The following is a 26,475-nucleotide window of genomic DNA, read 5'->3' on the forward strand; positions in this document are numbered from 1 at the left end:
ATATATCCTTCCGTTTGGGTAGTTTTTTAACTACAATTCCTATCTTAAATTAATTTGAAATGAAAGTATTAAAATTTGGAGGTACCTCTGTAGGTACTGCTCAAAACATAAAAAAAGTTATAGCCATTCTTCAAAAAGAATCACTATCTAGTCCTATAGTGTGTGTTGTATCTGCTGTTGGTGGTATCACTGACAAATTGTTACAAGCAGGTGAGTTAGCTAAACAAAAAGACAAAAGTTATCTAACTGTTTTTGATAAAATTAAAAGCATTCATTTTAAAGTTATTGAAGGCTTAGTTAATAATCCTAAGTCTATTTTAAAAGAAGTTGATGCAACGTTTGAAAACTTAAAACAACTATTAAATGGTATTTATTTAATTAATGAGTTGTCTCCTAAAACATCTGATAAATTAGTAAGTTATGGCGAATTATTGTCGTCATTTATCATTGCAGAAGTCATGGAAGACTTGAATCTAAATACGGTTTTAAAAAATAGCCAAGAGTTAATAATTACAAATAATAACTTTACAAAAGCTGAAGTCAATTATGATGTAACCAATAAAAATATCGTAGATTATTTTAATAAAGCTAACCAACTTATCACTATTTTACCAGGTTTTGTTTCTAAATCACAAAGTGGAGAAACAACAACTTTAGGTCGTGGTGGATCAGACTTTACAGCTGCTATTGTTGCTGCAGCATTAAAAGTAGACCAATTAGAGATTTGGACAGATGTTAGTGGTATGTACACCACAAATCCTAAGTTAGTAAAACAAGCGTATCCAATAGCCAATTTATCTTATCAAGAAGCTATGGAATTATCTCACTTTGGTGCTAAGGTTTTATATCCTCCAACGGTCCAACCTGTTTTAAATCTATCTATTCCAATACATATCAAAAACACATTGCATCCAGAAGCTTTTGGGACTATTATTTCTAATCAAAAAAAGGAAAGTCATCTAACGGTTAAAGGGATTAGTCATATTGACAATGTTGCCTTATTAACATTGGAAGGTAGTGGTATGGTTGGTATTCCTGGGTTTTCAAAACGATTGTTTGAAACTTTAGCTAACGAGAAAATAAACATCATATTTATAACACAAGCATCTTCTGAGCATTCTATTTGTTTTGGAATAGATGTTAGTAATGCAGAACAAGCAGAACAAGCAGAACAAGCCATAAACACAGCATTTGAATACGAAATTTCGCTGCATAAAATTAATCCAATAATTGTTGAAAAAGGATTATCCATTATAGCGTTAATTGGTGATAACATGAAGAGTCACCAAGGTATTAGCGGAAAACTTTTTAGTACTCTTGGAAAAAACAATATTAATGTCAGAGCTATTGCTCAAGGCGCATCAGAAAAAAACATCTCTGCAGTTATTAATCAAAGTGATGTCAAAAAAGCATTAAATAGTTTACACGAGCGATTCTTTGAAGTCAATACTAAACAATTAAATGTGTTTATTACAGGAATAGGAAATGTTGGCGAAAAACTAATTGATCAAATCAAACAACAACATAACTTTTTAAAAAAGAATCTAAAATTAGATGTCAAAATTGTTGGAATGTCTAACTCCAGAAAAATGATTTTTAATCCTAACGGAATAGATTTAAATAATTGGACAGAACCATTTCATCATGCAGACAAATCAAGCATAGAAGGGTTTTATCAAAAAGTAATAGAGCTTAATCTTAGAAACAGCATTTTTGTGGATGTTACCGCAAATAAAGACGTCGCTTCCGTTTATGAAAACTATTTAAAACAAAGTGTTGCTGTTGTTGCTTGTAATAAAATAGCTTGTTCGGACCAGTATGCAAACTATAAAAACTTACAAGATTTATCATTAAAATATAATGCACCTTTTTTATACGAAACTAATGTTGGTGCAGGTTTACCTATCATAAACACACTTAACAATTTAGTTGCATCTGGAGATAAAGTAATTAGTATACAGGCGGTTTTGTCTGGTAGCTTAAACTTTGTGTTTAATAATTTTAGTGATAAAAAGAATTTTCATGACACGGTAAAACAAGCGCAATTTGAAGGCTATACAGAGCCTGATCCACGTATTGATTTAAGCGGAATTGATGTGGCTAGAAAAATATTAATTCTTGCACGTGAAAACGGAATTCCGATGGAAATCGAAGATATTACAAACGACTCGTTTTTAACTGAAGCCAACTTGAAAAGCGATTCAGTTGACGATTTTTATGATACTTTAATTAATGACGAAGCACATTTCCAAAAACTATATGCTTCGGCTACAGCCAACAAATGTCAACTAAAATATGTTGCCGAATATAAAAATGGAAAAGCAAAAGTAGGCTTACAAGAAGTACCAGAAGGTCACCCTTTTTATAACCTTGAAGGAAAAGATAACATTGTTATGTTTTACACACAACGTTATCCAGAACAGCCTTTAATAGTCAAAGGTGCTGGTGCTGGAGCAGATGTTACTGCATCCGGATTATTTGCAGATATTATCAGAATAGGTAATAAATAAGGCATATCACAGTTAGCATTTAGTAAAAATAGTACCGCTTTCGCGGAAATTATAAAAAGGAGTTTAAATGAACGAAATCAAAATATTCTCGCCAGCCACAGTCGCTAACGTTTCTTGTGGATTTGACGTCTTAGGCTTTTGCTTAGATACTATTGGTGATGAAATGGTGATTAGAAAAACCACTGAAAAAGGAATCAAAATAACCAAAATTGTTGGTGCAAACCTTCCTTTTGAAACAGATAAAAATGTTGCTAGTGTTTCGGCTTTAGCCTTATATAATCACGCTAATCCTGATTGTGGTTTTGAAATAGAGATCTATAAAAACATAAAACCAGGAAGCGGAATTGGAAGCAGTTCTGCCAGTGCAGCGGGAAGTGTATTTGCTATAAACGAGTTGTTAGGTAGACCGTATAACCAAACCCAATTAACAGATTTTGCTATGAAAGGCGAAGCTTTAGCTAGTGGATGCGAGCATGCAGATAATATTGCGCCTGCCCTATTTGGCGGTTTTACATTAGTAAAAAGTACATCGCCTTTACAGGTATTGCAATTGCCAACGCCTGATGATTTATTTGTGACTATTATCCATCCACAAATTGAAGTTAAAACCTCTGAAGCGCGTGCTATTTTACCAAAACAGATTCCGTTGCAAAACGCCATCACACAATGGTCAAATGTTGGTAGCTTAGTCCACGCTTTACATACTAACGATTATAATTTACTTAGCCAATCTTTAACAGATGTGGTTGTGGAACCTTACAGAAGTCAATTAATCCCTCATTTTAATTCGGTTAAAACCGAAGTTATAAAAGCAGGTGCTTTAGGAGCCGGAATTTCAGGTTCGGGACCATCGATATTCGCTTTATCAAAAGGTAAAGAAACTGCTGAAGCTGTAGCCCAAGCAATGACTACTATTTATGCTAAAACGAACATTAACTTTAATACTTATGTATCTAAAATTAATACAGAAGGCATGAAAATATTAAGTTAATTGCCATTACTAGTAGATAAAAAATTGAAAACAGATTACCACGTCCTTTGTTTACACAAAGACAAACAAAAATAAAAAAATGAACTACTACTCATTAAACCATAAAGCACCAAACACAACATTTAAAGATGCTGTTGTAAGGGGATTAGCGCCAGATAAAGGATTGTATTTTCCAAAAAGTATAACACCTTTACCTGCTTCATTTTTTGAAAATATTGATAATTTAAGTTACAACGATATTGCGTTTGAAGCCTTGCAACAATTTGTAAGTCCAGATATACCAAAGGATGTTTTAAAAACTATAATTGCTGAAACCTTATCGTTTGAATTTCCTGTAGTAAAACTGAATGATAACATCTCAACATTAGAGCTTTTTCATGGACCAACTATGGCTTTTAAAGATGTTGGCGCTCGTTTTATGGCGCGTTGTTTAGGCTATTTTAATAAAGACAATACCAATCAAGTTACGGTATTAGTTGCCACTTCTGGAGACACAGGAGGCGCAGTTGCCAACGGGTTTTTAGGTGTAAAAGGCGTTAATGTTGTGATTTTATATCCTTCAGGAAAAGTAAGCGATATTCAAGAAAAACAATTGACAACCTTAGGTCAAAACATTAAAGCTTTAGAAGTTGACGGTGTGTTTGACGATTGCCAAGATATGGTTAAGCGTGCTTTTTTGGATGATACGTTAACTAGTAAAATGCAATTAACATCTGCAAATTCTATAAATGTAGCACGTTGGTTACCACAACTACTCTATTTTATGTTTGCCTATAAACAATTACACAAAATACATAAAGACATTGTGTTTTCTGTACCTAGTGGAAATTTTGGAAATGTATGCGCAGGAATGATGGCACAACAATTAGGATTACCAATAAAACATTTTATTGCGTCAAATAACCAAAATAATGTGGTTACTAATTACTTAAAAACGGAACATTACACACCAAAACCATCAGTACAAACCATAAGCAATGCTATGGATGTTGGTAATCCAAGTAATTTTATCCGTATCCAGGAAATCTATAAAAACAACTTTAGCACATTAAAAGAAAACTTATCCTCTTTTAGCTTTACAGATGAAGAAACAAAAGTGGCTTTAAAAGAGATTTACGAGATCTACAACTACGTTGCAGACCCACATGGCGCTGTTGGGTATTTAGGATGTAAAGCCTATTTAAAAACCCATCCTAAAGCACATTGCGTGTTTTTAGAAACTGCACATCCAACTAAATTTTTAGATGTTGTTGAAGACGTAATAAAAGAAAAGCAAGCCTTACCAACACAAATTGAGGCAGTAATGGACAAAACAAAAGTAGCTACTAAAATAAGTGATTACGAAGGTTTAAAGTCGTTTTTATTGGCGTAATATTGACGGTTTTGATTAGTTTTACAGTCTAAAATCAAACAGAACAATGACATTTGTACATGACCATATTGCATTATCTGTAAAGGATGTTAACCTATCGGTTAATTTTTATCAACGTGTTTTTAAATTAAAAGAAATTAATAACACAGCTTCTAACTCCAAAACCAGATGGTTAGCACTTACGGATCAAAAACAAATCCATTTAATACCTAGACCGGAACTGGAGGTTAAAACTAATAAAGCCAATCATTTTGCTTTGGCAACACCCAATTTTGATGCTTTTGTAAAACACCTTAAAAGTTTAGATATTTATTATTCTGATTGGCGCGATACACCTAAAAAAGATTATGTGCGTGATGATGGTGTCCAACAAATCTACTTTCAAGATCCTGATGGCTATTGGATTGAAGTAAACAATGCGGAATAGTAGTATAATTTTAAAATAAAAAAAGCTACCAAATGGCAGCTTTTTTTTATAGTTTGGATTACAACTTAATGATTATCCATTAACTTTTGATACAGTATTTAATGCATCACCAATTAAAGTTTCACCTTTTAAAATCTCGAATGTAGCATTATTTGCAACATCATCATTTAATGATCTTACTAAAGTTTGCGCAACATCGTTTCTGCTAATTTCTCCACTTTTATTTAGCTTTGTTTCTAATTGTATTTTGTTGGTTAATTCTCCGTTAGTTAAGGATCCTGGTCTTACAATACTATAATTTAATCCGCTAGACTTTAAATACTCATCTGCATTGTGCTTAGCTTTTAAGTAGTCTTGTAATTGCTCAGCTTTTTCTGGTTGATCTGCTCCCATAGAGCTTAACATAACAAATTTTCTCACCTTATATTTATTTGATGCATCGATCATTCGTTTTGCACCTTCTTGATCTACTTCCACTACTTTTTTTCCTCCAGAACCTGCTGCAAAAACAACTTTATCAATACTTTTATTAAAAGCACCAGCAACGTCCTGCTCTAAATCTGCTAAAACTGTTTCGATATTTTTAGCTTTAAAATATGGGATTTGCTCCTCCTTTCTAACCATTGCAATTGGGTTAAAATATTGAGATTCGTTTAAAAGATTTACTATTTTTTTTCCTGTGGTACCATTTGCACCTGCTACTAATATATTTTCCATACTTAAATATAACCGCTAATTGCTTGCTTACCAAAAAACAAACATTGGTTTAACTTTAGTTTAATAGAATAAACACGGTTATTTAAGCTTATATTAATTTTTTTAACATTTGAAGTTATCAATTATAATATCGATCTTATAAAAAATAATAACTTCAAAATATCAAATATGACTATAAATAATAAATTAATTAGCAAAGGATTTATCCTTGCTGGTATAATGAATAGCTCAGTAATACTTTTTTCTAGAGGTTTTACCAACAAGACTATTAACACTTACGATCCAGATGTAATGTCCAATTTTGGTATGCTGATGATTTTAATTTGGGGATTAGCTTATATATCCGTTGCGTATAGATTTAAGAATCTAAAATGGCTGGTTGCTGTTTTTGCTATTGAAAAATTGATTTATGGATGCGTCTGGTTGCAATGGATAATGACTAATGATGTTGGCCAAGTTTACATAGAAGATAAAATGGCTGGCATATTTTACTCTATATATGGACTAAACGATTGGTTGTTTTGTGTTTTCTTTTTGTATGTTTTTATTAGATTATTAAGACAGCAATAAAATTAAAGGCTACTATTTTATAACATATTACTTAGCTAAAATAATGTCGTATCTTTGCCTTCACTTTAAAATTAAATGTTTTAATGACAGAAATAGACTTTGCGCTAAACCAAAAACAAGATACCGAAATCATAGAATTGGTAGGTACTGTGTTATGGAACAAAGCCAGTGAAGTTAATAGTTTTGAACAACTTTCTGAACCCGAAAAAACGTTTGTTTACATTGATATTTTTGAAGGTGAATTAAATAATGGTGGATTGTTTGACTTTTTTTACAATACATCTGGAGCTTTTTCCCATCAAGTATTGGATGCCTATCAAGCGATTGGTGCTGAGGAATCTGCTACAATTGTAAGTCAAGCTATAGCCTTGTTTCCGGAGTTACCAGTATCCAAAGACCTTTTTGTTAGAAGACAATTGATGTCTAATTTAAAGCAAACTGTATTAGATGAATGGGAAAAACTTGAGTCACAATTTTTTAATTCTGAAGAAGCTATTGTAACCTTACTAATTGCTTACATTACAATTAATAAAAACTATTTTGAATATTAACATGGTATATTCCGCAACACCTTTCTATCTTATGACTTTACATGTCAAAACTACCCAAAGCGCATAAATTTGTTGATCTTTCTGATTATGGAAGACCAATAGCAAGACATATTGCAAATCGTTTAAAACACACCAATTTTACTCCTGTACATGTCACCTTAGCATTTATAATTTCAGGCTTAATAGCTATTTATTGTATTATGGAAAATCTATATTGGTTAGCTGCATTTTTTTTAATACTTAAATCTATTTTGGATGCTGCAGATGGTGAGTTAGCTAGAATAAAACAAACACCTTCGTATACTGGACGCTACTTAGACTCGGTTGCAGATATTATTTTAAATGCAATTATATTTAGTGCTATTTGGTATGTTACTAATGCATCAATCTGGCTTACCATTATAGCTTTTTTAGGTGTCCAATTACAAGGTACTTTATATAACTACTATTATGTGATTTTAAGAAATAAGTTTGAAGGTGACACCACAAGTCGCATTTTTGAAACCAAAACACCTACAGCCTTAGCTGGTGAGAAGCAAAGCAACGTAAATATTCTTTTTAAATTATATAAAATACTTTATGGTGGATTTGACAAAACCATTTACTTTTTGGATCCAAGAGCTGCTTATGGCAAAGTATTTCCTAAATGGTTAATGACAAGTATATCTACTTTTGGATTAGGATTTCAGTTATTACTAATTGCTTTATTTTTAGTCTTAGGGTTAAAACACATGATTATCCCATTTTTTGTAGGATATTCTGGAATGATATTTATTTTTATTGCTATTAGAAAAGGTTTTTACAAATAAAAACAGCACTTGAAAAAGTGCTGTTATGTTTTATAAAGTTGTTACTGTATTTTTATCTGACTTGTTACTATATACATAAGTATATAACCACATAAGTGTAAAAGACGGAATGATATCTAAACCTGGTAAAGCTTCTTCTATAAAAGAAAAAACTGCTGCTATCCTACCTGTTCTTCCTTTATATAATTTAGTCATCAACCAAGCAGATGCTGGAGCCCAAACGATATCTGAAAACTCTCCTATTCCAGGAATAATAAAGGAAACATAACCTAAGGCATCAAAGATTAATCCTAAAAATAGTTTTGTGTACTTGTTTGTGTTATTAAAATTCATTGATAATATTTTGTAATTCTATTTTAAATAAAGCAAATAGTATTCCAAAAATCTAACTTAATTTGGTACTAATCAGGTTTAAAAACTCCGTGCGTGTTTCAATGTTTTCAAAAGCACCTCTAAAACCTGAGGTTGTTGTTACACTATTTTGTTTTTGTACACCTCGCATTTGCATACACATGTGGCTAGCTTCAATAACTACAGCAACGCCTTCTGGTTTTAATGTGTCATTTATACAATCCAATATTTGATGTGTCAACCGCTCTTGCACTTGCAATCGTCTAGAAAATACATCAACAATACGTGGCAACTTACTTAATCCAACAATGTGTCCATTAGGTATGTATGCAATGTGTGCTTTACCAAAAAAAGGTAAAATGTGATGTTCGCAAAGCGAATAAAACTCGATATCTTTTACAATAACCATATCGTTGTACTCTTCTTTAAACATGGCTCCTTTTAGGATATTAGCTGCATCTTGATTATAACCTTGCGTTAAAAACTGCATGGCTTTTGCAGCACGTTCTGGTGTTTTTATTAAACCTTCACGAGTGGTATCTTCACCTAAATCTTCAATAATATTTTTATATCTGTTTTTGACATCATCTGTCACTTTGATATTGTACTCTTCAAATTTTTTATAGGGCATTTTTTGAGCTATTTTCTTTTAATTTATTACTGTAATAGGTTTTCAATTTAGTGATTTTTGGATCGATTACAAACTGACAATACGATGCTTCTCTATTTCGGTCGTAAAAGGTTTGATGTTCTGCTTCAGCTATATAAAAAGGACCTAAAGCGGTAACCTCTGTAACCACCTTGTTTTCAAACACTTTTTCGTTTTCTAAAAACTGAATAAAGCCTAAAGCCTCTTCTTTTTGTTGTTCAGAATTATAAAAAATTGCAGACCTATACTGTGTTCCAATATCGTGACCTTGCCTATTTAATGTTGTTGGATCGTGAGTTGCAAAAAAGACTTCTAACAATTCTATATAACTAATCACTGTATCATCAAAAAATATTTGAATACCTTCTGCATGACCTGTTCTACCTGTTGTAATTTCGCGATATGCAGGATTTTTAATTGCTCCTCCTGTAAATCCAGAAACAACCTTTTCTACCCCTTTTAACCTTAAAAAAACTGCTTCGGTACACCAAAAACAGCCTCCAGCAAAAGTGGCTACTTTTAAATTTTCTTTTTTCATCTTATAAAAATAACTATTTCTGTTTAGCTTATGTCACTGAAAACTATAACAGAAGTGAGTTTTAACGTTTAATTATGAGTTTATTTTAACTTCAAAATTAGATTTGCATTTGGAAACTGTAACAAAGCAAAGTTTTATCTGTCTTTAATACAGTAACAATCAACCAAAAAGCTAAATGAAACCTTTCTTTATTCTAATCTTCGCATTACTAGTATCTAATCAATCACTAGCCCAAGACAAAAAATTATATCAGATAAAACGAACAGAAATACCTATAAAAATTGATGGCGTTTTAGATGATACTGCTTGGAAAGATGCACAAATCGCCACTAATTTTACCGAGTTTAAACCTGATGTTGGTGATACTGCAGCAGCCAATAAAACAACCAAAGTCCGAATGACTTATGACGATTCTGGTATATACGTGTCTGCTTACTGTTATGACAATCCAGAAGATATTATGCGTCAATTTACGCAACGTGATAATTTTGGACAGTCTGACTTTTTTGGTTTAATATTTAATCCAAATAACGATGCACAAAACAATACTGAGTTTTTTGTGTTTAGCTCAGGTACACAAGCAGATGCTGTTGAAAGCCCAAATTATGGTGAAGATTTTGGATGGAATGCGGTTTGGGAAAGTAGTGTCCAAATAGTAAAGGATGGTTGGATTGTAGAAATTAAAATACCATATAGAGCATTACGTTTTACGCAACAGGAAGACCCAACTTGGGGTATTCAGTTTCATAGACATTATAGAAAAACGCGCGAACAAATGACGTGGAATCCTATTGATGTTACCAAAGGAAATATAGGTTTATATAATGCCGAATTAAAAGGAATTAAAAACATTACGCCACCTACTAGACTAAGCTTTTTCCCTTATGCTTCGGGATTAGTAAGTACATTTGATGGTGAGACTGAAAGCGACTTTGCAGCTGGTTTAGATATTAAATACGGAATTACAGAAAATATAACTTTAGATGCGACTTTAATACCTGATTTTAGTCAAGCAGGTTTTGATGACGTCCAATTAAATCTAGGTCCTTTTGAGCAACAATTTGCAGAACAACGTCAGTTTTTTACTGAAGGTGTAGACCTATTTAGTAAGGGTAATTTATTTTATTCTAGACGTATTGGAGATCGTCCATCAGGAAGATTAAACCTTAATGCTAATGAAACCATTGGTGAATATCCAGAAAAAGTGCAATTACTAAATGCTGTTAAAGTCTCAGGACGTACTAAAAACGGATTAGGTATTGGATTTTTTAATGCTATAACTAAAAAAACAGAAGTGGATATTACCAATGTAGATTCTGGTGCTAAACGATCTCAAATTGTAGAACCATTGGCTAATTATAATATTATGGTATTGGATCAACAGTTTAATAAAAACTCGTCAGTGACATTAATCAACACTAATGTTACTAGAGATGGTGATTTTAGAGATGCTAATGTTACAGGTTTATTATTAGACTTAGTTAATAAGAAGAATACATATGGTGCAATTGCCGAAGTTAAAATGAGTACATTTAATGATGTTCCTGATACAGAAAATGGATATACTGCAAGATTAGGTGTTGGTAAAAATAGTGGGAAAATAAGATATAGTGTTACTTACGATTATGCAGATGAAAACTATGATATTAATGATTTAGGAATCTTATTTAGAAATAACTATAGTAACTATAATGCAGAAATTAGCTATCGTACGTTTGAGCCAACTAAAAACTTTAATAATACTTATTTTGGAACTTGGTTAAACTATAACCAATTAGCTAATCCAAATACCTTTACAGGTGCAAATACTGGTTTTAATTTTAATGGTCAGACCAAAACATTACATAACCTTGGAATTAATGGAAATTGGAATTTTGGAAAACAATATGACTATTTTGAACCACGTAACGGTTTTGACAGCTATTTTGTTACAGAAAACTATGCACAATCTAATATGTGGATTTCTAGTAATTATAATTTGTTTTTTGCGTTAGATGCTAATCTAGGATATGGTCGTTTTTTTAATGATGATCGCAAAAACTTTAATAACATTTGGTTTGGACTAAATCCACGTTTTAAATTTAATGACAAATTTTTAATGGTTTTAGGTTTTGATTATGATAATTATACTGCTGACAGAGGTTATGTTAATGGACAAGAAGTAAATGATGAAATTATTTTTGGTCAACGTGACAGAATAGATATGACAGCCAGCATATCTGGTAGTTATAACTTTAATTCGTTTAATGCTTTAACATTAAGTTTTAGAAACTATTTAAGTACTGTTACTTATGATGATAGCATGTATACTTTACAAAGTGATGGCTCACTAAACAGATCTGACATATACACTAAAGACAATATAAGTAGTGATCCTGATTTTGACCCAGATATTAATTTTAATACTTGGAATTTAGATTTAAGTTATACATGGCAGTTTGCTCCTGGTAGCCAACTTACAGCGTTGTATAGAAACCAAATTTTTAATTTTTCAAATAACTCGGAAGCTGGTTTTTTTGACAGTACAGAAGACTTATTTAAGCAAGAACAACGTAATACTTTTTCTTTAAGAATGGTTTATTTTATAGATTATAACGATTTAAAAAAAGTATTTCAAAGAAAAAGCTAAAACAACTTAAAGTTGCCTAATACGTTATAAAGTGGTAATTTCCGTACTTTATATTAGACTATGATTAAAGCAAAAAATATACATAAATATTACGATGATTTACACGTGTTAAAAGGTGTAGATGTACATATTAAAAAAGGTGAAATTGTATCCATAGTTGGCGCTTCTGGCGCAGGAAAAACAACATTGTTACAAATTTTAGGAACCTTAGATTTTATTGAAAATAAAACCGACAGTCAATTAACAATAAACGGTAAAGAAATTACAGGTTTATCAGAAAAGCAATTGGCACAATTTAGAAATCAAAATATTGGATTTATTTTTCAATTTCATCAATTACTGCCAGAGTTTACCGCTTTAGAAAATGTTTGTATTCCAGCTTTTATAAAAGGCACTAGTAAATCTGATGCAGAAAAACGTGCTAAGGAGCTACTTGATTTTTTAGGTCTATCTCATAGATACAACCATAAACCAAACGAATTGTCTGGTGGAGAGCAACAACGTGTCGCTGTAGCAAGAGCTTTAATAAACAATCCAGAGTTAATCTTTGCAGATGAACCTTCAGGGAATTTAGATAGCGAAAGTGCCGAAAATTTACATAATCTATTTTTTAAACTGCGTGATCAATTTGGACAAACCTTTGTAATTGTTACTCACAATGCAGACTTAGCTAATTTGGCTGATCGTAAATTAACAATGGTAGATGGAAAAATAGTTTAAAATATGATTATACTTTTTAAATCTGTTTTTAACTACATTAAAAATCCACGGTTAAAACCTTTAAAGCACGCTACATTTAAGCAAAAAATGGGGTTGGTATTACAATGTATACCACTTTGTATTATGCTTGGTATGGGATTTGGTCTATTAACTATTATATTAGAAGCTTTAGGTCTTTACAGTTCTGATTCACACTCAATAAATAAATTATTAGAAGAGCAATCTAAAATCAATATTATACTAAGTGCTGTTATATTAGCTCCTGTTCTTGAAGAATTAATATTTAGAGGTCCTATGACCTTATTTAATAAAAAATATTTTAAGTTAGGCTTTTACATGCTTACTATTATATTTGGTTATGTACATATTTTTAATTTCGAAATAACACCTCAAATACTATTATTGTCTCCACTATTAATAGCTCCACAATTGGTGGTAGGATCAGTATTTGGTTATGTACGTGTGCGTTTAGGATTAATCTATTCTATGTTTTTACATGCTAGTTACAACGGGATTTTAGTAATTCCGGCTGTATTATTCTTGGATAAATGATTTAAAAATGAAAAATTTAATCACTTTTTTTATACTGCTGCTAACAATAATAGTTAGTGCTTGTAAATCGCAAAAAGTAGATTTTTCAGACCGTTATAAATCAGAAACTCTAGCTGTTTTAAACCAAGCGTTTTTTCCTCAATTTGATACTCAAGGATTAAACTATAGACAAATACACGAAGTAACTCTCAGTTATAATTACAAGCGACAATTACCCTATTTTATTAAAAAAATTAATGATTCATTTGCTAGTAGTGATTTTGATAATCACTTAAAGGTTACATTTAAAAACTGGAAAGTTCTACCTATAAAAAATGTAAAAATTATTGACTCAAATGCTATAAATACTTTGGATCAACTAAAGTATTCAATGCTAGAAGCTGAAGATAATTATAACGCTAATAATGCTGCTGTTAATTTAAAAGTCTACCAAGATGCTTTGCGTAAGTATAATTCAATAGCGGATCAATATACTTACCATAATTTAGCAGTTCCTTTATTTAATAGTGATTTTACATATGCTATATTAATGTCCAAAACTATTATAAATGGTTATAACGACACAAGTAGAGAGCTTTTTGAATTTAAGAAGATAAACAATACTTGGGTTATATTAGACAGCGATTTTAACCAAAATTAAGACGATAAATTTAGCTTGGCCTATTTTCAAACTTGATTTTAACTAAATTTTCAACATACAAACTTTAGATAATAGTACTTTTACTATTGACAAATAAAACATTAATAACAAAATAATTAATGACTAACAAAGAGTTAAAAGAATTTTTAGACGCTAAAGTAGAGCTATATAACAAACCTGATTTTATTGATAGTGACCCAATACAAATTCCGCATTTATTTAGTAAAAAGGAAGACATTGAAATTGCTGGTTTTTTAAGTGCTACAATTGCTTGGGGAAATAGAAAAAGTATAAATACCAATGCACATAAAATGATGCAATTATTAGATCAAGCACCTTTTGATTTTGTAATGAATCATGAACCATCAGATTTAGAGAAATTAGAATCGTTTGTACATCGCACATTTAATGGTTTAGATTTTATAACTTTTATAAAAGGTTTACAACACATTTATTTAAATCATGACGGTTTAGAAGCTGTGTTTAAAAAACATTCCGAAAAGGATAGTTTGCAAAAGTCTATACATAATTTTAAGCATGTTTTTTTTGAAATCGAACACCTACAACGAACACAAAAACATATTAGTGATCCTTTAAAAAATAGTGCTGCAAAGCGTATCAATATGTTTTTAAGATGGATGGTAAGACCTAATAATACAAATGTAGATTTAGGGATTTGGACTAGCCTATCTCCTGCCCAACTATCATGTCCTTTAGATGTCCATTCTGGTAATGTGGCTAGAAAATTAGGATTATTACAACGAAAACAAAATGATGGCAAAGCATTAGCCCAATTAGACTCAAGTTTAAGACTATTAGACCCTAACGATCCAGTAAAATATGATTTTGCATTATTTGGATTAGGTGTTTTTGAAAAATTTTAATCTTTTAAAACTATAATATCATTATTTTCGTACATACATTTTCAAAATGTAAGTAGAACTATCCATTTATGATTGTACCAGATTTTCCCAAAAACGAAATAGAACGCTTATCCGAAGTTAAAAAATATAAGATTTTAGACACCTTACCAGAAAGTGATTTTGATAATATAACAAGTCTAGTTGCGACTATTTGCGAAGTACCAATTTCTTTAATTACCTTACTTGATACAGACCGTAATTTTTTAAAATCTCATCATGGTTTAAATGTTCAAGAATCACCAAGAGACATCTCTTTTTGTGGTCATGCTATATTACAAAGTCAAGATATTTTTGTGGTAGAAGACTCTAGAAAAGATAATCGTTTTAAAGATAATCCATTAATAGATCAATTTAATGCTATATTTTATGCTGGTGTCCCTTTACGTAACAAAGATGGCTTAGCTTTAGGGACATTATGTGTTTACGATCATGAACCTAGACAACTAACAGAAATTCAGAAAAAAGCCCTTATAACTTTAGGTAAACAAGTTATGAATTTATTTGATCTAAGATTAAATAATAGGCTTTTGGATGAATCCAAAAAAGAGTTATTAGAGCGTAATGCTGATTTAAGCAAATTTGCTAGTCACGTGTCTCACGATTTAAAATCTCCATTAGCTAACATTATTTCTTTAACTGCTTTTTTAAAGGAAGAAGAAGGTAATGTTTTTACTGAAGAATCTATTGATTACATTAATTATATTGAGGAGTCTGCAGATTCTCTTAAAAATTATATTGACGGAATTTTAATTCATTATAAAGCTAACGAGCTATTAAATGAAGATAAACAAAGCATTGCCTTAAATACGCTATTTGAAGAAGTTAAACGCATTCATCTGTTAGACGGTTTACAATTTAAAACAAATACAAAAAACCAAAACATATTTATTAATAAAGCTGCTGTTACTCAAATTTTAATAAATTTAGTGGACAACGCCTTAAAATATAACAACAAACCAAATCCAGAGGTTATTTTAAACTATTCTGAAAATAAGAATTTTCATATTTTCTCTGTGACAGATAATGGAATTGGTATTGCGCAAGAGCAACAAAACGAAGTATTTAAATTATTTAATAACAACAATCAAACAGACGTAAAAGGTAATAAAGGGACTGGAATTGGATTGTTTACTGTAAAAAACTTAGTCAAAAAACTGAATGGTGATATTGTTTTAAAATCCCAAATTGGCATAGGTAGCACTTTTACCTTTACCATCTCTAAATAAAAAAAGCCTAATCTTTCGATTAGGCTTTTTAAATTTTTGAGTGATAAACTAAGATTTTTTCATCTGCTTCATAAGCTTTTTAGTCAAAGTCTCTTGATCTTTGTAAAGCGTACCGCTCATTCCTAAGCATTGTCCATCCTTTAATTGTAAAGTTTTTTGGTCCACAATGTACGTACCATCACTTTTTACAATTGTTCCGTTATTTAATTTTAAATCTCCTTTTAATGGTGCGACACCATCTGCTGTGTAATGAAACACTTTACTATCTAAAAGTATAACATAATTAGAATCTTCAATCTGTTTAGCGTCTTGAGCCATCATAGTATTGATTCCAAGAAAAACGGTAAATGCAATAAGAATTAATTTTTTCATTTTATATATTTTTAAGTTTAGCCAAATGATTTTATAATTAGTTGTAAATCATTCTCTAAGTTAAACATTTCAACTTTTATGCCAAACTTTTTATCAAATATTTAGCCTTTTAACCAAGCTTGTCTTACTGCTTTTTGTGCATCTGTAGCGTTAGCATCTTCGACTAATTTTGTTCCGTTAGTATAAGACTGAGTTAATTTAGTTTTAATAACTATTTCTTCTCCTTTTCTATCTAAAACAACATTAATGTCTGTACCTGGTTGCCACATGTACATTGCAGTTAAAATTTGTTGTGCTGTAGCTAAAGTTAACTCTTTACCATCAACTGATTTTAAAACATCTCCTGGTAATACACCATTGTCATTCCAAAAACTATTATCCTTAACCGCTTCGCTAAAAGGAATAGTCATTGTTGCTCTATCTGGAGCAAAAATTAAAGTTCCGTCGTTTTGGATGTAGTTAGTTTTAACTTTTCCAGTATCTAAACTTAATCCTACTTTTTTAAAGTAAACCGAATAATCTATTGGTGTACCACCAACAACATGTGTGTTTAAAAATTCGCCAACACTAGGATAAGTCATTGCAGTAATTTCTTCTATTAACTTATCATCTTCAAAAGGTTTGTTTTTTCCGTATTTGTTAGATAATTCTTTCATTAAAGATAAAATACCTCTGTTACCATTACTCTCTTCACGTAAGATAATATCAATACACATACCAATTAAGGCACCTTTCATGTATACATTATAGTACTGTGGTGCGTAAGGTTCATCTAAAACGTTTTCACTCATTACCGTAAAACTCATGCTATCATCTAAGTTAGCTGAAGTTTGAATTTTACCTAATATATCTCCATAAAACTCTTCCGAGTCAATTAAATCTTGATCCACTTGGAAAAGTGTTGCAAAATATTCTGTTACACCTTCATACATCCATAAATGCTTAGAAAATGTTGGTTGGTTATAATCAAAATAATGTACATCTTCAGAATGCACACTTAATGGTGTAACAATATGAAAAAACTCATGAGATACTACATCAATCATACTTTCTGCTAAAGCTTCAAAAGGCATATCTTCTTCTAAAACAACTACAGTAGATGTGTGGTGCTCTAAAGCTCCAAAACCTTTTGGTGATTCTGGCTTACCTTCAGATAAATATAAATAGATATCGTAACGAGGTGTACTATTAACGTCTCCTAAATATGTTTTTTGTGCTTGCATCATTTTTTGCATTACTTCTTTAATGCTTGCAGCACTATGCACTTTGTTTGGAGAATATACACTTAGTACAATTTTGATATCTCCAACCTGAAATTCTTCGACATCTAAATCACCATAAAACATTGGATTGTCTGTAATATCAAAATAACGTGGTGCAAAATAACTTGATGTTGCTAATTTACCATCTTTACTTACTGTTTTGCCAGTTTCTTGTAAAGCAGAAGTACGTTTAAAATCTGCAGGTGCAGTAACATCTAAACTATATTGGCTGTCTTTTAGGTTGTCAAAATAACCTATAAAACCATGTAAGTTTAACACGTAGTTAGTAGGCTCTATATTTGTTCCTGCTGGAGAAAAAGGAGCCTCTCCACCTATTCCACCTGTTACTTCTTGATCAAAAGTATCATTAGCATTATAAGTAATATAATCTAATTGAGTAGCATTAGCAATAGTCCAAGTATTAGTGTCTACTTTAACTGTTGGCAACTCATTACCCTTATAATCAAACGCTTTAAAGTCGTCTACATATTTTCCAAAATCACTTACAGAGTACGTCCCTTGAACAACTCGAGGTAGTCTATACGTTACTATTTGCTCTGTAAAACGTCCTGGATTAATTGTTACAGGTGCTTTGTCATTAAGTACTTTAGACAAATCAATAGAGGTTACAATTGGCGACTGAGACGCTAATTTGTCAGATGTTTTTGTGCTATTACATCCAACCAATAATAGTCCTGTTGCAATAGTTGTTACTAAAAGTTTTTTCATTTTTTATGTTTATTTGTTAATGGTCTTGTTTAGAAGACGCTCAAAAATAAAATTTGTTACACAATCTTGACACTAAGTTTTTGTTAAATTGTTAATTTTGAAATAGGCTTTATATAAATGCAATTATTATCTTTGACAAACTTTAAAATTAATGCAGTTTAAATATCCCGAACTTCTTTACGCGCTTTTCTTACTGCTTATTCCCATTATTGTTCATTTATTTCAGCTTAGAAAATTCCAAAAAGAGTATTTTACAAATGTTGCTGTTTTAAAAAAAATCCAATTACAAACTAGAAAAAGTGCAGTCATAAAAAAATGGTTAACACTGCTTACTAGACTATTGCTTTTAGCTGCTATAATTATAGCTTTTGCGCAACCTTTTACTTCAAAAACAGATACGTTTAATGCTAAAAAAGAGATGGTTATTTATCTAGATAACTCCTTTAGTATGCAAGCCAAAGGAAACAAAGGCGAATTACTTAAACGTGCTATCCAAGATTTAATTGAAACCATTCCTGAAACCGAAACCTTATCGCTTATAACCAACACAGATAGCTACAAAAACACCACTATAAAAGCAATAAAAAACGAATTATTGCAATTAGATTACTCCTCTAGTCAACTAGCTTACAATGCAGCGTTATTAAAAGCAAAGCAATCGTTTTCTAATCAGGCTAACACGCTTAAAAATGTGATATTTATATCAGATTTCCAGCAAAAAAATACAGACTTTAATATTGATTCAGACTCAACATCTACTTTAAATTTAGTTAATTTAAAACCTGTAAATAAAACCAATACAACCATTGATAGTGTATATGTTTCTAGTCAAAATGCTAATAATTTAGAATTAACTGTTGTTTTAAAAAACAATGATACAGCAACTAGTAATATTCCGGTTTCATTATACAATAATGATAATTTACTATCTAAGGCTTCAGTTGAAGTAAATGGGCAAGGTACTACTGTGTTTTCTCTTCCAAATAATCAAATTATAAAAGGAAAAATTACCATTGATGACACACAATTACAATTTGATAACACCTTATATTTTAATATTAATAAACCTACTAAAACAAACATATTATCGATTAGTAACTCTGGTGGCAATTATTTAAGCAGAATTTTTACGGAAGACGAATTTAAATTTACTTCAATACAATCCAATACATTAGATTATAGTTTATTTGATGCTCAAAATTTAGTGATTTTAGATGAAATTGAAACGATACCAGAAAGCCTAACTACTGCATTAAAAGTATTTACGGACAATGGAGGTTATGTTGTTTTAATCCCTTCAGACAAAGGTAATCTTAAGGACTATAATACCTTCTTACAACGTTTTAACACCTCTCCTTTTGGAGATTTATTAACTACACAAAAACGTATTACTACCATAAATTATAGCCATCCATTATACACAAATGGTGTGTTTGAAAAACGCGTTGATAATTTTCAATATCCAAAAGTAGAACGTTACTATCCGCAAAATAATGTTAAAGCAACTAACGTTTTACAATTTGAAGACGGTAAATCCTTTTTGTCTCAAAACGGAAATTTGTATTTATTTTCAGCTCCAATAAACGATACTAATTCTAATTTTAAAAATATAAATTTAATTGTACCTACGTTTTACAACATTGCCAAACAAAGTTTAAATACAGGTACGTTATATTATACTATTGGACAAGATAATAATTACGATGTTGCTATTAATTTACAACAAGACGCAGTGCTAACATTAGTAAAAGGAGAAAACAAAATCATCCCAGAGCAAAATTATTTTAATAATAAAGTGGTTATTAAAACCAATGATTTACCAGAACAAGCTGGTGTTTACGATTTAAAAAATAAAACCGAAATCATCCAAAATGTAAGTTATAATTACGATAGGTCAGAAAGTGATTTAACCTATATTAACTTGGATAATTACAAAAACATCACTGTTAGCGACTCAATAGCTAATATTTTTGATTCAATAAATAACGATAGTAAAGTTAACCAATTATGGAAATGGTTTGTAATTTTGGCATTAGCTTTATTAATTCTAGAAATGCTCATCTTAAAATATTTTAAATGAACGTCTTAATAAAAACAGCAACAATAATTGATTCTTCAAGCCCTTTTCATAATCAGGTTTGTGACGTATTAATTCAAAAAGGAAAGATTAGTAAAATTGCTACAAGCATAGAAAATACTAACAATTATAAAACCATAAGTTTAGACAACTTACACCTATCTCAAGGCTGGTTTGATAGTAGTATTTGTTTTGGAGAACCAGGTTTTGAAGATCGCGAAACAATTGATAATGGTCTAAAAACTGCAGCTAAGTCAGGCTTTACAACTATTGCCTTACAGGCCAATACTTTTCCAATTATAGATACTAATGCCAATGTGGCTTTTGTACTTTCCAAAGCGCAAAATCAAGCAGTAACCTTGTTACCAATTGGTGCGTTAACTAAAAATAGCGACAGTGTAGATTTAGCCGAACTTTTTGATATGAAAAACGCAGGAGCTGTAGCGTTTTCCGATTACAAAAAGCCAATAACTAACCCTAATTTGTTAAAAATCGCATTACAATATGCAAGCAATTTTGACGGATTAGTATGCTCTTTTCCTTTAGAAACAAGAATTTCTGGTAAAGGCATTGTCAACGAAGAATTAACAAGCACTTCATTAGGTTTAAAAGGTAGTCCTAATTTAGCTGAAGCAATGCAAGTTGCTAGAGATTTATTTTTGTTAGAGTATGCAGGCGGAAAGCTACACATACCAACAATTTCAACAGCCGAAAGTGTTGCATTAATAAGAGAAGCTAAACAAAAAAAACTAGACGTTACCTGTAGTGTAGCCATCCATAATTTATGTTTAACAGATGCTGTTTTGGAAGAGTTTGACACTAATTACAAAGTTAATCCACCGTTAAGAATACAAAAAGATATTGATGCATTAATTGAAGGTTTAAAAGATGGCACGATAGATATGGTTACAAGTGATCATAATCCAATGACCATAGAAGATAAAAAAGTAGAATTTGATCATGCTTCCTTTGGTACCATAGGATTAGAAAGTGCATTTGGCGCATTAAACACCTTATTTTCTACAAAAAAAACCATTCAATTACTTACAAAAGGTAAAGCAAGATTTGGTCAACATAACAACACTATTGAAGAAGGTCAAATAGCTAATATAACGTTATTTAATCCAGATATTAAATACGCTTTCGCGGAAACTGATATTGTTTCAAAATCAAAAAACAGTGCTTTTTTAGGACAAGAATTAAAAGGAAAAGCATACGGAATAATTGCAAATAACAAAATAGTATTATAATACAATGAACCAACAAACAATTGAAGAAGGTAAATCATTAGCTGTAATTAGCTACCTAACCATAATTGGTAGCGTCATAGCAATAATAATGAATGGCGAAAAGAAAAACGACTTTACAAGTTTTCATAACAGACAAGGTTTAGGCTTATGTCTTTTATGGATGATTATTGGCTATTTTGTTAGTCAATTTGATAATATGCAAATCTCAATTGCTTTTTGGGTAAGCATGGGAGCACTTTTATTTTTAGGAGTAATGACTGCTATTAATGGAACAATGAAACCTATTCCTTTTGTTGGACCAATTTTTCAAAAACTATTTAAAGGACTTGGTAACTAATGGAAAACTTTAACCTACATCACATAACTAGACCATCGTCTTTAAAAGACAATGCTCCACTACTAATCCTATTTCATGGCTATGGTAGTGACGAAAATGACTTATTTAGTTTTGCTGCAGAATTACCAGAAGAGCTTTTTATAATATCTGTTAGAGCGCCTTATCCAATGCAACCTTATGGTAATGCTTGGTATGCAATTAATTTTGATGCAGATCAGGGAAAATGGAGTGATAATGAGCAAGCAAAACAATCTAGAGATTTAATAGCTAATTTTATAGATCAGGCTACAGCTAATTATCCAGTAGATAAAAATAATGTTTCCTTACTTGGATTTAGTCAAGGCTGTATTTTAAGCTATGCTGTTGCCTTAACCTATCCAGAAAAAGTAAACAATATTGTAGCTTTAAGTGGATATATAAATGAAGATATATTTGAAGTTAAAGACGCTTCTGCCTATAAACATTTAAACTTCTATTGTTCTCATGGTACTGTTGATCAAGTAATTCCTGTGGATTGGGCTAGAAAAACACCTAAATTTTTATCGGCTTTAAACATCAAAAACCAATTTAACGAGTTTCCTGTTGGACATGGTGTAGCACCTCAAAATTTTTACGAGTTTAAAGATTGGTTGCAACACTTGATCTAAAATTTTATCACAAAATAAAATGCCCAAATTAAACTTATAACTTAATTTGGGCTTTTCTGTTTAAACAACTTACTTTCTATCTAGTATAAAGTAAATAGTCTAAAACTTCAAATTCTATTTTTTTATCTGTTGTTATAAAGTACTTAATTAGTAATTCTCCCCAATAACTACCATCAGAAAAATCTGCAATAATCCATCTATGATTTAGCATTTTAATAGTATTAAACTGCATTTTTCTTCCTTCGGAAGCTGCAAAGGGTATTAAAGGATGGTCACCTTCAGCTTCATTTAATTTATATAATTCGTTTTTGATATAAGGAATCATAACATCGCTATCCAATTTTTTATTATAAAAATAATCTTTAGCTTCTTGACTATATCTTAAATCAAATAATGTCAAATCAGATAACTCTTCGTTTTGAAGATTTAAAGAGTCTTGTAGTACAACTGATCTCTCCTTTAGTTTTTCCATTCGTTTTGCACTGTCATCCAATATTTTTTTAGAATTAACATATTGAAACACCACAATTAGTGATGTAAAAATAAACAGGTACATAAAGATTTTGTTCTTCATTTTATATAAATAGTTTAAATAGTGATTTCTAGTTTATCGTAAGCCAAAAATACATTGTCTGGCAGCTTTTGTTGTACTTCGTCATGAAATCCTAATAAGTGACTAATATGTGTTAAATAGGCCTTTTTAGGTTTGATGATGTTAATAATTTCCAGCGCTTGTTCTAAATTTAAATGTGAAATATGTTCTTTTTCTCTTAACGCATTTATTACCAAAACATCCAAATTTTTAAGTTTATCTAATTCGGAACTAGAAATGGTTTTAATATCTGTTAGGTAAGCAAACTTGTCAAATCTAAAACCAAAAACCTGCAATGTATAATGTAAGCCATCAATAGGGATTATTGGCAAATTATTAATCGTAAAAGGTTTATTTGTAATGGTATTGACTGCTACAGTTGGTGCACCTGGATATCTGTTTGTTGTTGCAAAAACATATTCAAACCTTATTTTAAGTTGCTCAATTACACGCTTATGCGCATAAATGGGCAATTCACCTTGTCTAAAACAAAATGGTCTTATATCATCTAAACCAGAGGTATGGTCTGCATGCTCATGCGTAAATAAAAGGGCATCAATTTTTTCCGGATTAGCATGTAACATTTGCTGTCTAAAATCAGGACCACAATCTATTACAAACGTACTATCCTCCCATTCTATCATAACAGAAACGCGTAAACGTTTGTCTTTAGGATTTTTACTTAAACATACAGGATGTGTGCTTCCAATTACTGGAATTCCTTGTGATGTTCCTGTGCCTAAAAATGTTATTTTCACTTGATGATTATTTCTCACAAAAATAAGTTATTTTTTTTGTTTGATATAGTTATTTGGTACCTTTGTAAAACTTAACATCATAGGGATTTTTATATGGAAATTAGGCTAAAAGGAGATAAAGAATTTGAAAATATTCCCTCTTTAAAAGATAAAGCACTTCGTATTAACTTAAACGAAAATATTTACGGTACGTTTGCCGAAATAGGTGCAGGACAAGAAACTGTACGCCACTTTTTTAGAGCTGGAGGTGCCTCTGGGACTATTGCAAAAGCTATGTCTGCTTACGACAAAGATTTTAGTGATGCTATTTACGGAATTGAAAACGACAGACGTTATGTTACCGAAGCGCGTTTACGTAAAATGGTCTCTCATGAAATAAAACTTATTGAAGAGCGTATTGATCGTGAAAAAAATCCAAATAAGATGTTTTTCAGTTTTGCAAATACTGTGGCTACAATTGATTTTGCAAAAAAATACAAAGGTCATGGATGGGTTGGAATTAAATACCAAATAGATCCAGCTGAAGAAGAGTATAATGAGATTGTATTGCACCTTCGATTTAAAGAAAATGATGCAAGATTGCAACAAGAGACTTTAGGTATTTTAGGTACAAACCTTATATATGGTGCTTTTTACAAGTACAATGAACCTAGAAAATTATTGCGTTATTTATATGACCATTTAGATAAAGACCAAATAGAAATTGATACTATTAATTTTTCTGGTCCTGTATTTAAAGATGTAGATAACCGTTTAATGAGTTTACAACTAGTTAAAAACGGAATGACAGATGCTGTCATGTTTGCTCCTGACGGAAATAACGTGTTACCTGCTAGAGTCCTTTACAAGAAAAATATATTAGCGTTACGTGGTAGTTTTAGACCAGTAACCAAAGTAAACATTGACATGTACGAAAAGTCATTGGATATGTTTATTAAAGAAAATAAAGTAGATGAGGATAATACTCAAGTAATTTTTGAAATTACTTTATCTAATCTAAGAGCTGAAGGCGAGATTGATGAGCAAGATTTTATGGATCGTGCTAGACTTTTATGTTCTTTAGGTCATACGGTGTTAATTTCTAACTTCCAGGAATATTATAAGTTAGTAGAATACTTCTCTCAATATTCTAAGAGTAGAATGGGATTAGCTATGGGAGTTAATAACTTAGTAGATATATTTGACGAGAAATATTACAGACATTTAAGTGGTGGTATATTAGAAGCTTTTGGAAAATTATTTTTCAAAGATCTACGCGTATACCTTTATCCAATGCGTGATGAGGATGGTTCATTAACAACAAGTGATAACTTAAAAGTACATCCTAGAATGAAAGAATTATACAAATTCTTTAAATATAATGGTAAGGTTGTAGATATTACAGATTATGATCCTAACACTTTAAATGTATTTTCTAGAACAGTATTAAAAATGATTTGTGATGGTGAAGAAGGTTGGCAAAGTATGCTACCTGAAGGGGTTTCTAAATTAATTATGCAACAAAGCTTATTTGGTTGCGAAATTGAAGAAATTCAAAATAAAAACTAATTACTATAATTTTAAATAAATAAAAGCGACTTTAATGACTTATTAAAGTCGCTTTTGTTTGTAGTGGTCAATGTTTCTTTTTAGGGACTTATAGTTTACTTTATGTTTCATTTTAGGCTACATACTAGTAAAATCAAATGTCGTACCAAAAATTAATTTTTTGAAAAAAAAGATTGCAACTATATATTTTTTTCAATCTTACCTTTTACATCTTTAAAAAAAGATTTCATAAATTTAAAATCCGCCTCCATATTATCTGTAGGATAAAAAGGCTCTGAAACAGTATTTTGCTTATTACCAAAATCTAACGTAAACATAATAATGGGCACATTAGCTTGTTTAGCGATGTAGTAAAATCCAGTACGCCATTCGTCAACCTTACTTCTAGTGCCTTCTGGTGCTAATGTTAATCTAAATTCTTCTTTGTTTTCAAACAATTTAGCTATAGTTTGTACTTTATTTTCTTTATTTTTTCTGTCCACTGGCACACCTCCAACTGCTCTAAAATAATAACCAAATGGCCAAGTAAATAATTCTTGTTTACCTATAAAGTTAGTTTTGACCTGTGTCACTTTTCTTAATAAAATTCCGATAATAAAATCAAAATTACTAGTATGAGGAGCAGATATAATAACCGCTTTTTTAATAATATCTTTTGAAAAGTTAGTATTACCAACAACCTTCCATCCCATTATCTTAAAATATATAAGTTTAGCTAACCAGTGCAT

Annotated in this window: 27 protein-coding genes; 18 read left to right on the plus strand and 9 right to left on the minus strand. The window is 30.8% G+C overall.

Annotated features, from left to right (window positions below; genetic code table 11):
• The first annotated feature begins 59 nt into the window (after positions 1–59).
• From thrA to B2989_RS06335, 4 genes are all read left to right on the plus strand, one after another.
• Positions 60–2,510 (plus strand): bifunctional aspartate kinase/homoserine dehydrogenase I, encoded by a 2,451-nt coding sequence (gene thrA, locus B2989_RS06320; RefSeq protein WP_292945911.1) that lies wholly within the window; start codon positions 60–62, stop codon positions 2,508–2,510.
• 67 nt (positions 2,511–2,577) lie between these two features.
• Entirely contained in the window at positions 2,578–3,501 is a 924-nt protein-coding gene (locus B2989_RS06325; protein WP_292945914.1) for a homoserine kinase, read from the plus strand.
• Between the two features lie 79 nt (positions 3,502–3,580).
• Positions 3,581–4,873, plus strand: a complete 1,293-nt coding sequence (gene thrC, locus B2989_RS06330) for a threonine synthase (RefSeq protein WP_292945917.1) — start codon at positions 3,581–3,583, stop codon at positions 4,871–4,873.
• Positions 4,874–4,919: 46 nt separating this feature from the next.
• Complete coding sequence (locus tag B2989_RS06335) at positions 4,920–5,300, plus strand: VOC family protein (RefSeq protein WP_292945920.1); 381 nt, start codon at positions 4,920–4,922, stop codon at positions 5,298–5,300.
• Between the two features lie 72 nt (positions 5,301–5,372).
• Here B2989_RS06335 and B2989_RS06340 read toward each other — a convergent pair whose 3' ends face one another.
• Complete coding sequence (locus tag B2989_RS06340; protein ID WP_292945923.1) at positions 5,373–6,017, minus strand: SDR family oxidoreductase; 645 nt, start codon at positions 6,015–6,017, stop codon at positions 5,373–5,375.
• Between the two features lie 168 nt (positions 6,018–6,185).
• On the opposite strand from B2989_RS06340, the gene B2989_RS06345 reads away from it, so the two are divergent.
• From B2989_RS06345 to B2989_RS06355, 3 genes are all read left to right on the plus strand, one after another.
• On the plus strand, positions 6,186–6,587 hold the full coding sequence (locus B2989_RS06345; RefSeq protein WP_292945926.1) for a hypothetical protein: 402 nt from the start codon (positions 6,186–6,188) through the stop codon (positions 6,585–6,587).
• Positions 6,588–6,670: 83 nt separating this feature from the next.
• A complete protein-coding gene (locus tag B2989_RS06350) occupies positions 6,671–7,138 on the plus strand; it encodes a DMP19 family protein (RefSeq protein WP_292945929.1) in 468 nt (155 codons plus the stop codon).
• Positions 7,139–7,179: 41 nt separating this feature from the next.
• Positions 7,180–7,947 carry a CDP-alcohol phosphatidyltransferase family protein gene (locus tag B2989_RS06355; RefSeq protein ID WP_292945932.1) on the plus strand — a complete coding sequence of 256 codons (768 nt, stop codon included), beginning with the start codon at positions 7,180–7,182 and terminating at the stop codon, positions 7,945–7,947.
• A 30-nt stretch (positions 7,948–7,977) separates the two neighbouring features.
• Here the strand turns inward: B2989_RS06355 and B2989_RS06360 are convergent, their stop codons facing one another.
• Genes B2989_RS06360 through msrA form a run of 3 tightly spaced genes read right to left on the minus strand, consistent with a single transcriptional unit; the run spans position 7,978 to position 9,485 of the window.
• Positions 7,978–8,280, minus strand: coding sequence for a hypothetical protein (locus B2989_RS06360; protein ID WP_292945935.1), 303 nt, complete (start codon positions 8,278–8,280; stop codon positions 7,978–7,980).
• A gap of 52 nt (positions 8,281–8,332) precedes the next feature.
• Positions 8,333–8,929 (minus strand): GTP cyclohydrolase I FolE, encoded by a 597-nt coding sequence (gene folE, locus B2989_RS06365; protein ID WP_145001588.1) that lies wholly within the window; start codon positions 8,927–8,929, stop codon positions 8,333–8,335.
• Positions 8,919–9,485, minus strand: a complete 567-nt coding sequence (gene msrA / locus B2989_RS06370; RefSeq protein WP_292945939.1) for a peptide-methionine (S)-S-oxide reductase MsrA — start codon at positions 9,483–9,485, stop codon at positions 8,919–8,921. The genes folE and msrA overlap by 11 nt, the downstream gene beginning before the upstream one ends.
• 175 nt (positions 9,486–9,660) lie before the next feature.
• Here msrA and B2989_RS06375 point away from each other — a divergent pair, with 175 nt between their 5' ends.
• The 6 genes from B2989_RS06375 (at position 9,661) to B2989_RS06400 (ending at position 16,175) form a co-directional block, all read left to right on the plus strand.
• Positions 9,661–12,114, plus strand: coding sequence for a DUF5916 domain-containing protein (locus B2989_RS06375; protein ID WP_292945942.1), 2,454 nt, complete (start codon positions 9,661–9,663; stop codon positions 12,112–12,114).
• Between the two features lie 60 nt (positions 12,115–12,174).
• A complete protein-coding gene (locus B2989_RS06380; protein ID WP_292945945.1) occupies positions 12,175–12,834 on the plus strand; it encodes an ABC transporter ATP-binding protein in 660 nt (219 codons plus the stop codon).
• Positions 12,835–12,837: 3 nt separating this feature from the next.
• The gene (locus B2989_RS06385) at positions 12,838–13,386 is read left to right on the plus strand and encodes a CPBP family intramembrane glutamic endopeptidase (RefSeq protein WP_292945948.1); all 549 of its coding nucleotides are present in this window, start codon (positions 12,838–12,840) and stop codon (positions 13,384–13,386) included.
• Between the two features lie 7 nt (positions 13,387–13,393).
• On the plus strand, positions 13,394–14,026 hold the full coding sequence (locus B2989_RS06390; RefSeq protein WP_292945950.1) for a hypothetical protein: 633 nt from the start codon (positions 13,394–13,396) through the stop codon (positions 14,024–14,026).
• Positions 14,027–14,145: 119 nt separating this feature from the next.
• Complete coding sequence (locus B2989_RS06395; RefSeq protein WP_292945952.1) at positions 14,146–14,910, plus strand: TIGR02757 family protein; 765 nt, start codon at positions 14,146–14,148, stop codon at positions 14,908–14,910.
• A 68-nt stretch (positions 14,911–14,978) separates the two neighbouring features.
• Positions 14,979–16,175, plus strand: coding sequence for a sensor histidine kinase (locus B2989_RS06400; protein ID WP_292945955.1), 1,197 nt, complete (start codon positions 14,979–14,981; stop codon positions 16,173–16,175).
• 48 nt (positions 16,176–16,223) lie between these two features.
• Here B2989_RS06400 and B2989_RS06405 read toward each other — a convergent pair whose 3' ends face one another.
• The gene (locus B2989_RS06405) at positions 16,224–16,547 is read right to left on the minus strand and encodes a DUF6799 domain-containing protein (RefSeq protein ID WP_292945958.1); all 324 of its coding nucleotides are present in this window, start codon (positions 16,545–16,547) and stop codon (positions 16,224–16,226) included.
• 101 nt (positions 16,548–16,648) lie between these two features.
• Positions 16,649–18,538: a peptidase M61 gene (locus tag B2989_RS06410; protein ID WP_292945961.1), complete on the minus strand. Its 1,890-nt coding sequence runs from the start codon at positions 18,536–18,538 to the stop codon at positions 16,649–16,651.
• A 151-nt stretch (positions 18,539–18,689) separates the two neighbouring features.
• On the opposite strand from B2989_RS06410, the gene B2989_RS06415 reads away from it, so the two are divergent.
• Genes B2989_RS06415 through B2989_RS06430 form a run of 4 tightly spaced genes read left to right on the plus strand, consistent with a single transcriptional unit; the run spans position 18,690 to position 22,849 of the window.
• The gene (locus B2989_RS06415; protein ID WP_292945964.1) at positions 18,690–20,618 is read left to right on the plus strand and encodes a vWA domain-containing protein; all 1,929 of its coding nucleotides are present in this window, start codon (positions 18,690–18,692) and stop codon (positions 20,616–20,618) included.
• Positions 20,615–21,865 (plus strand): dihydroorotase, encoded by a 1,251-nt coding sequence (locus B2989_RS06420; RefSeq protein WP_292945968.1) that lies wholly within the window; start codon positions 20,615–20,617, stop codon positions 21,863–21,865. Before B2989_RS06415 ends, B2989_RS06420 begins: the two co-directional genes overlap by 4 nt.
• Before the next feature lie 4 nt (positions 21,866–21,869).
• Positions 21,870–22,202 carry a hypothetical protein gene (locus tag B2989_RS06425; protein WP_292945971.1) on the plus strand — a complete coding sequence of 111 codons (333 nt, stop codon included), beginning with the start codon at positions 21,870–21,872 and terminating at the stop codon, positions 22,200–22,202.
• On the plus strand, positions 22,202–22,849 hold the full coding sequence (locus tag B2989_RS06430; RefSeq protein WP_292945974.1) for an alpha/beta hydrolase: 648 nt from the start codon (positions 22,202–22,204) through the stop codon (positions 22,847–22,849). Before B2989_RS06425 ends, B2989_RS06430 begins: the two co-directional genes overlap by 1 nt.
• A 76-nt stretch (positions 22,850–22,925) precedes the next feature.
• Here the strand turns inward: B2989_RS06430 and B2989_RS06435 are convergent, their stop codons facing one another.
• Together B2989_RS06435 and B2989_RS06440 are read right to left on the minus strand one after the other, a co-directional pair.
• On the minus strand, positions 22,926–23,423 hold the full coding sequence (locus tag B2989_RS06435; RefSeq protein ID WP_292945976.1) for a hydrolase: 498 nt from the start codon (positions 23,421–23,423) through the stop codon (positions 22,926–22,928).
• A gap of 14 nt (positions 23,424–23,437) precedes the next feature.
• Entirely contained in the window at positions 23,438–24,199 is a 762-nt protein-coding gene (locus tag B2989_RS06440) for an MBL fold metallo-hydrolase (protein ID WP_292945979.1), read from the minus strand.
• A 93-nt stretch (positions 24,200–24,292) separates the two neighbouring features.
• On the opposite strand from B2989_RS06440, the gene B2989_RS06445 reads away from it, so the two are divergent.
• On the plus strand, positions 24,293–25,747 hold the full coding sequence (locus B2989_RS06445) for a TonB-dependent receptor (RefSeq protein ID WP_145001572.1): 1,455 nt from the start codon (positions 24,293–24,295) through the stop codon (positions 25,745–25,747).
• Positions 25,748–25,926: 179 nt separating this feature from the next.
• Here the strand turns inward: B2989_RS06445 and B2989_RS06450 are convergent, their stop codons facing one another.
• Entirely contained in the window at positions 25,927–26,475 is a 549-nt protein-coding gene (locus B2989_RS06450; protein WP_292945984.1) for a 1-acyl-sn-glycerol-3-phosphate acyltransferase, read from the minus strand.

Source organism: Olleya sp. UBA1516, from assembly GCF_002323495.1.
Classification (GTDB): Bacteria; Bacteroidota; Bacteroidia; order Flavobacteriales; family Flavobacteriaceae; genus Olleya.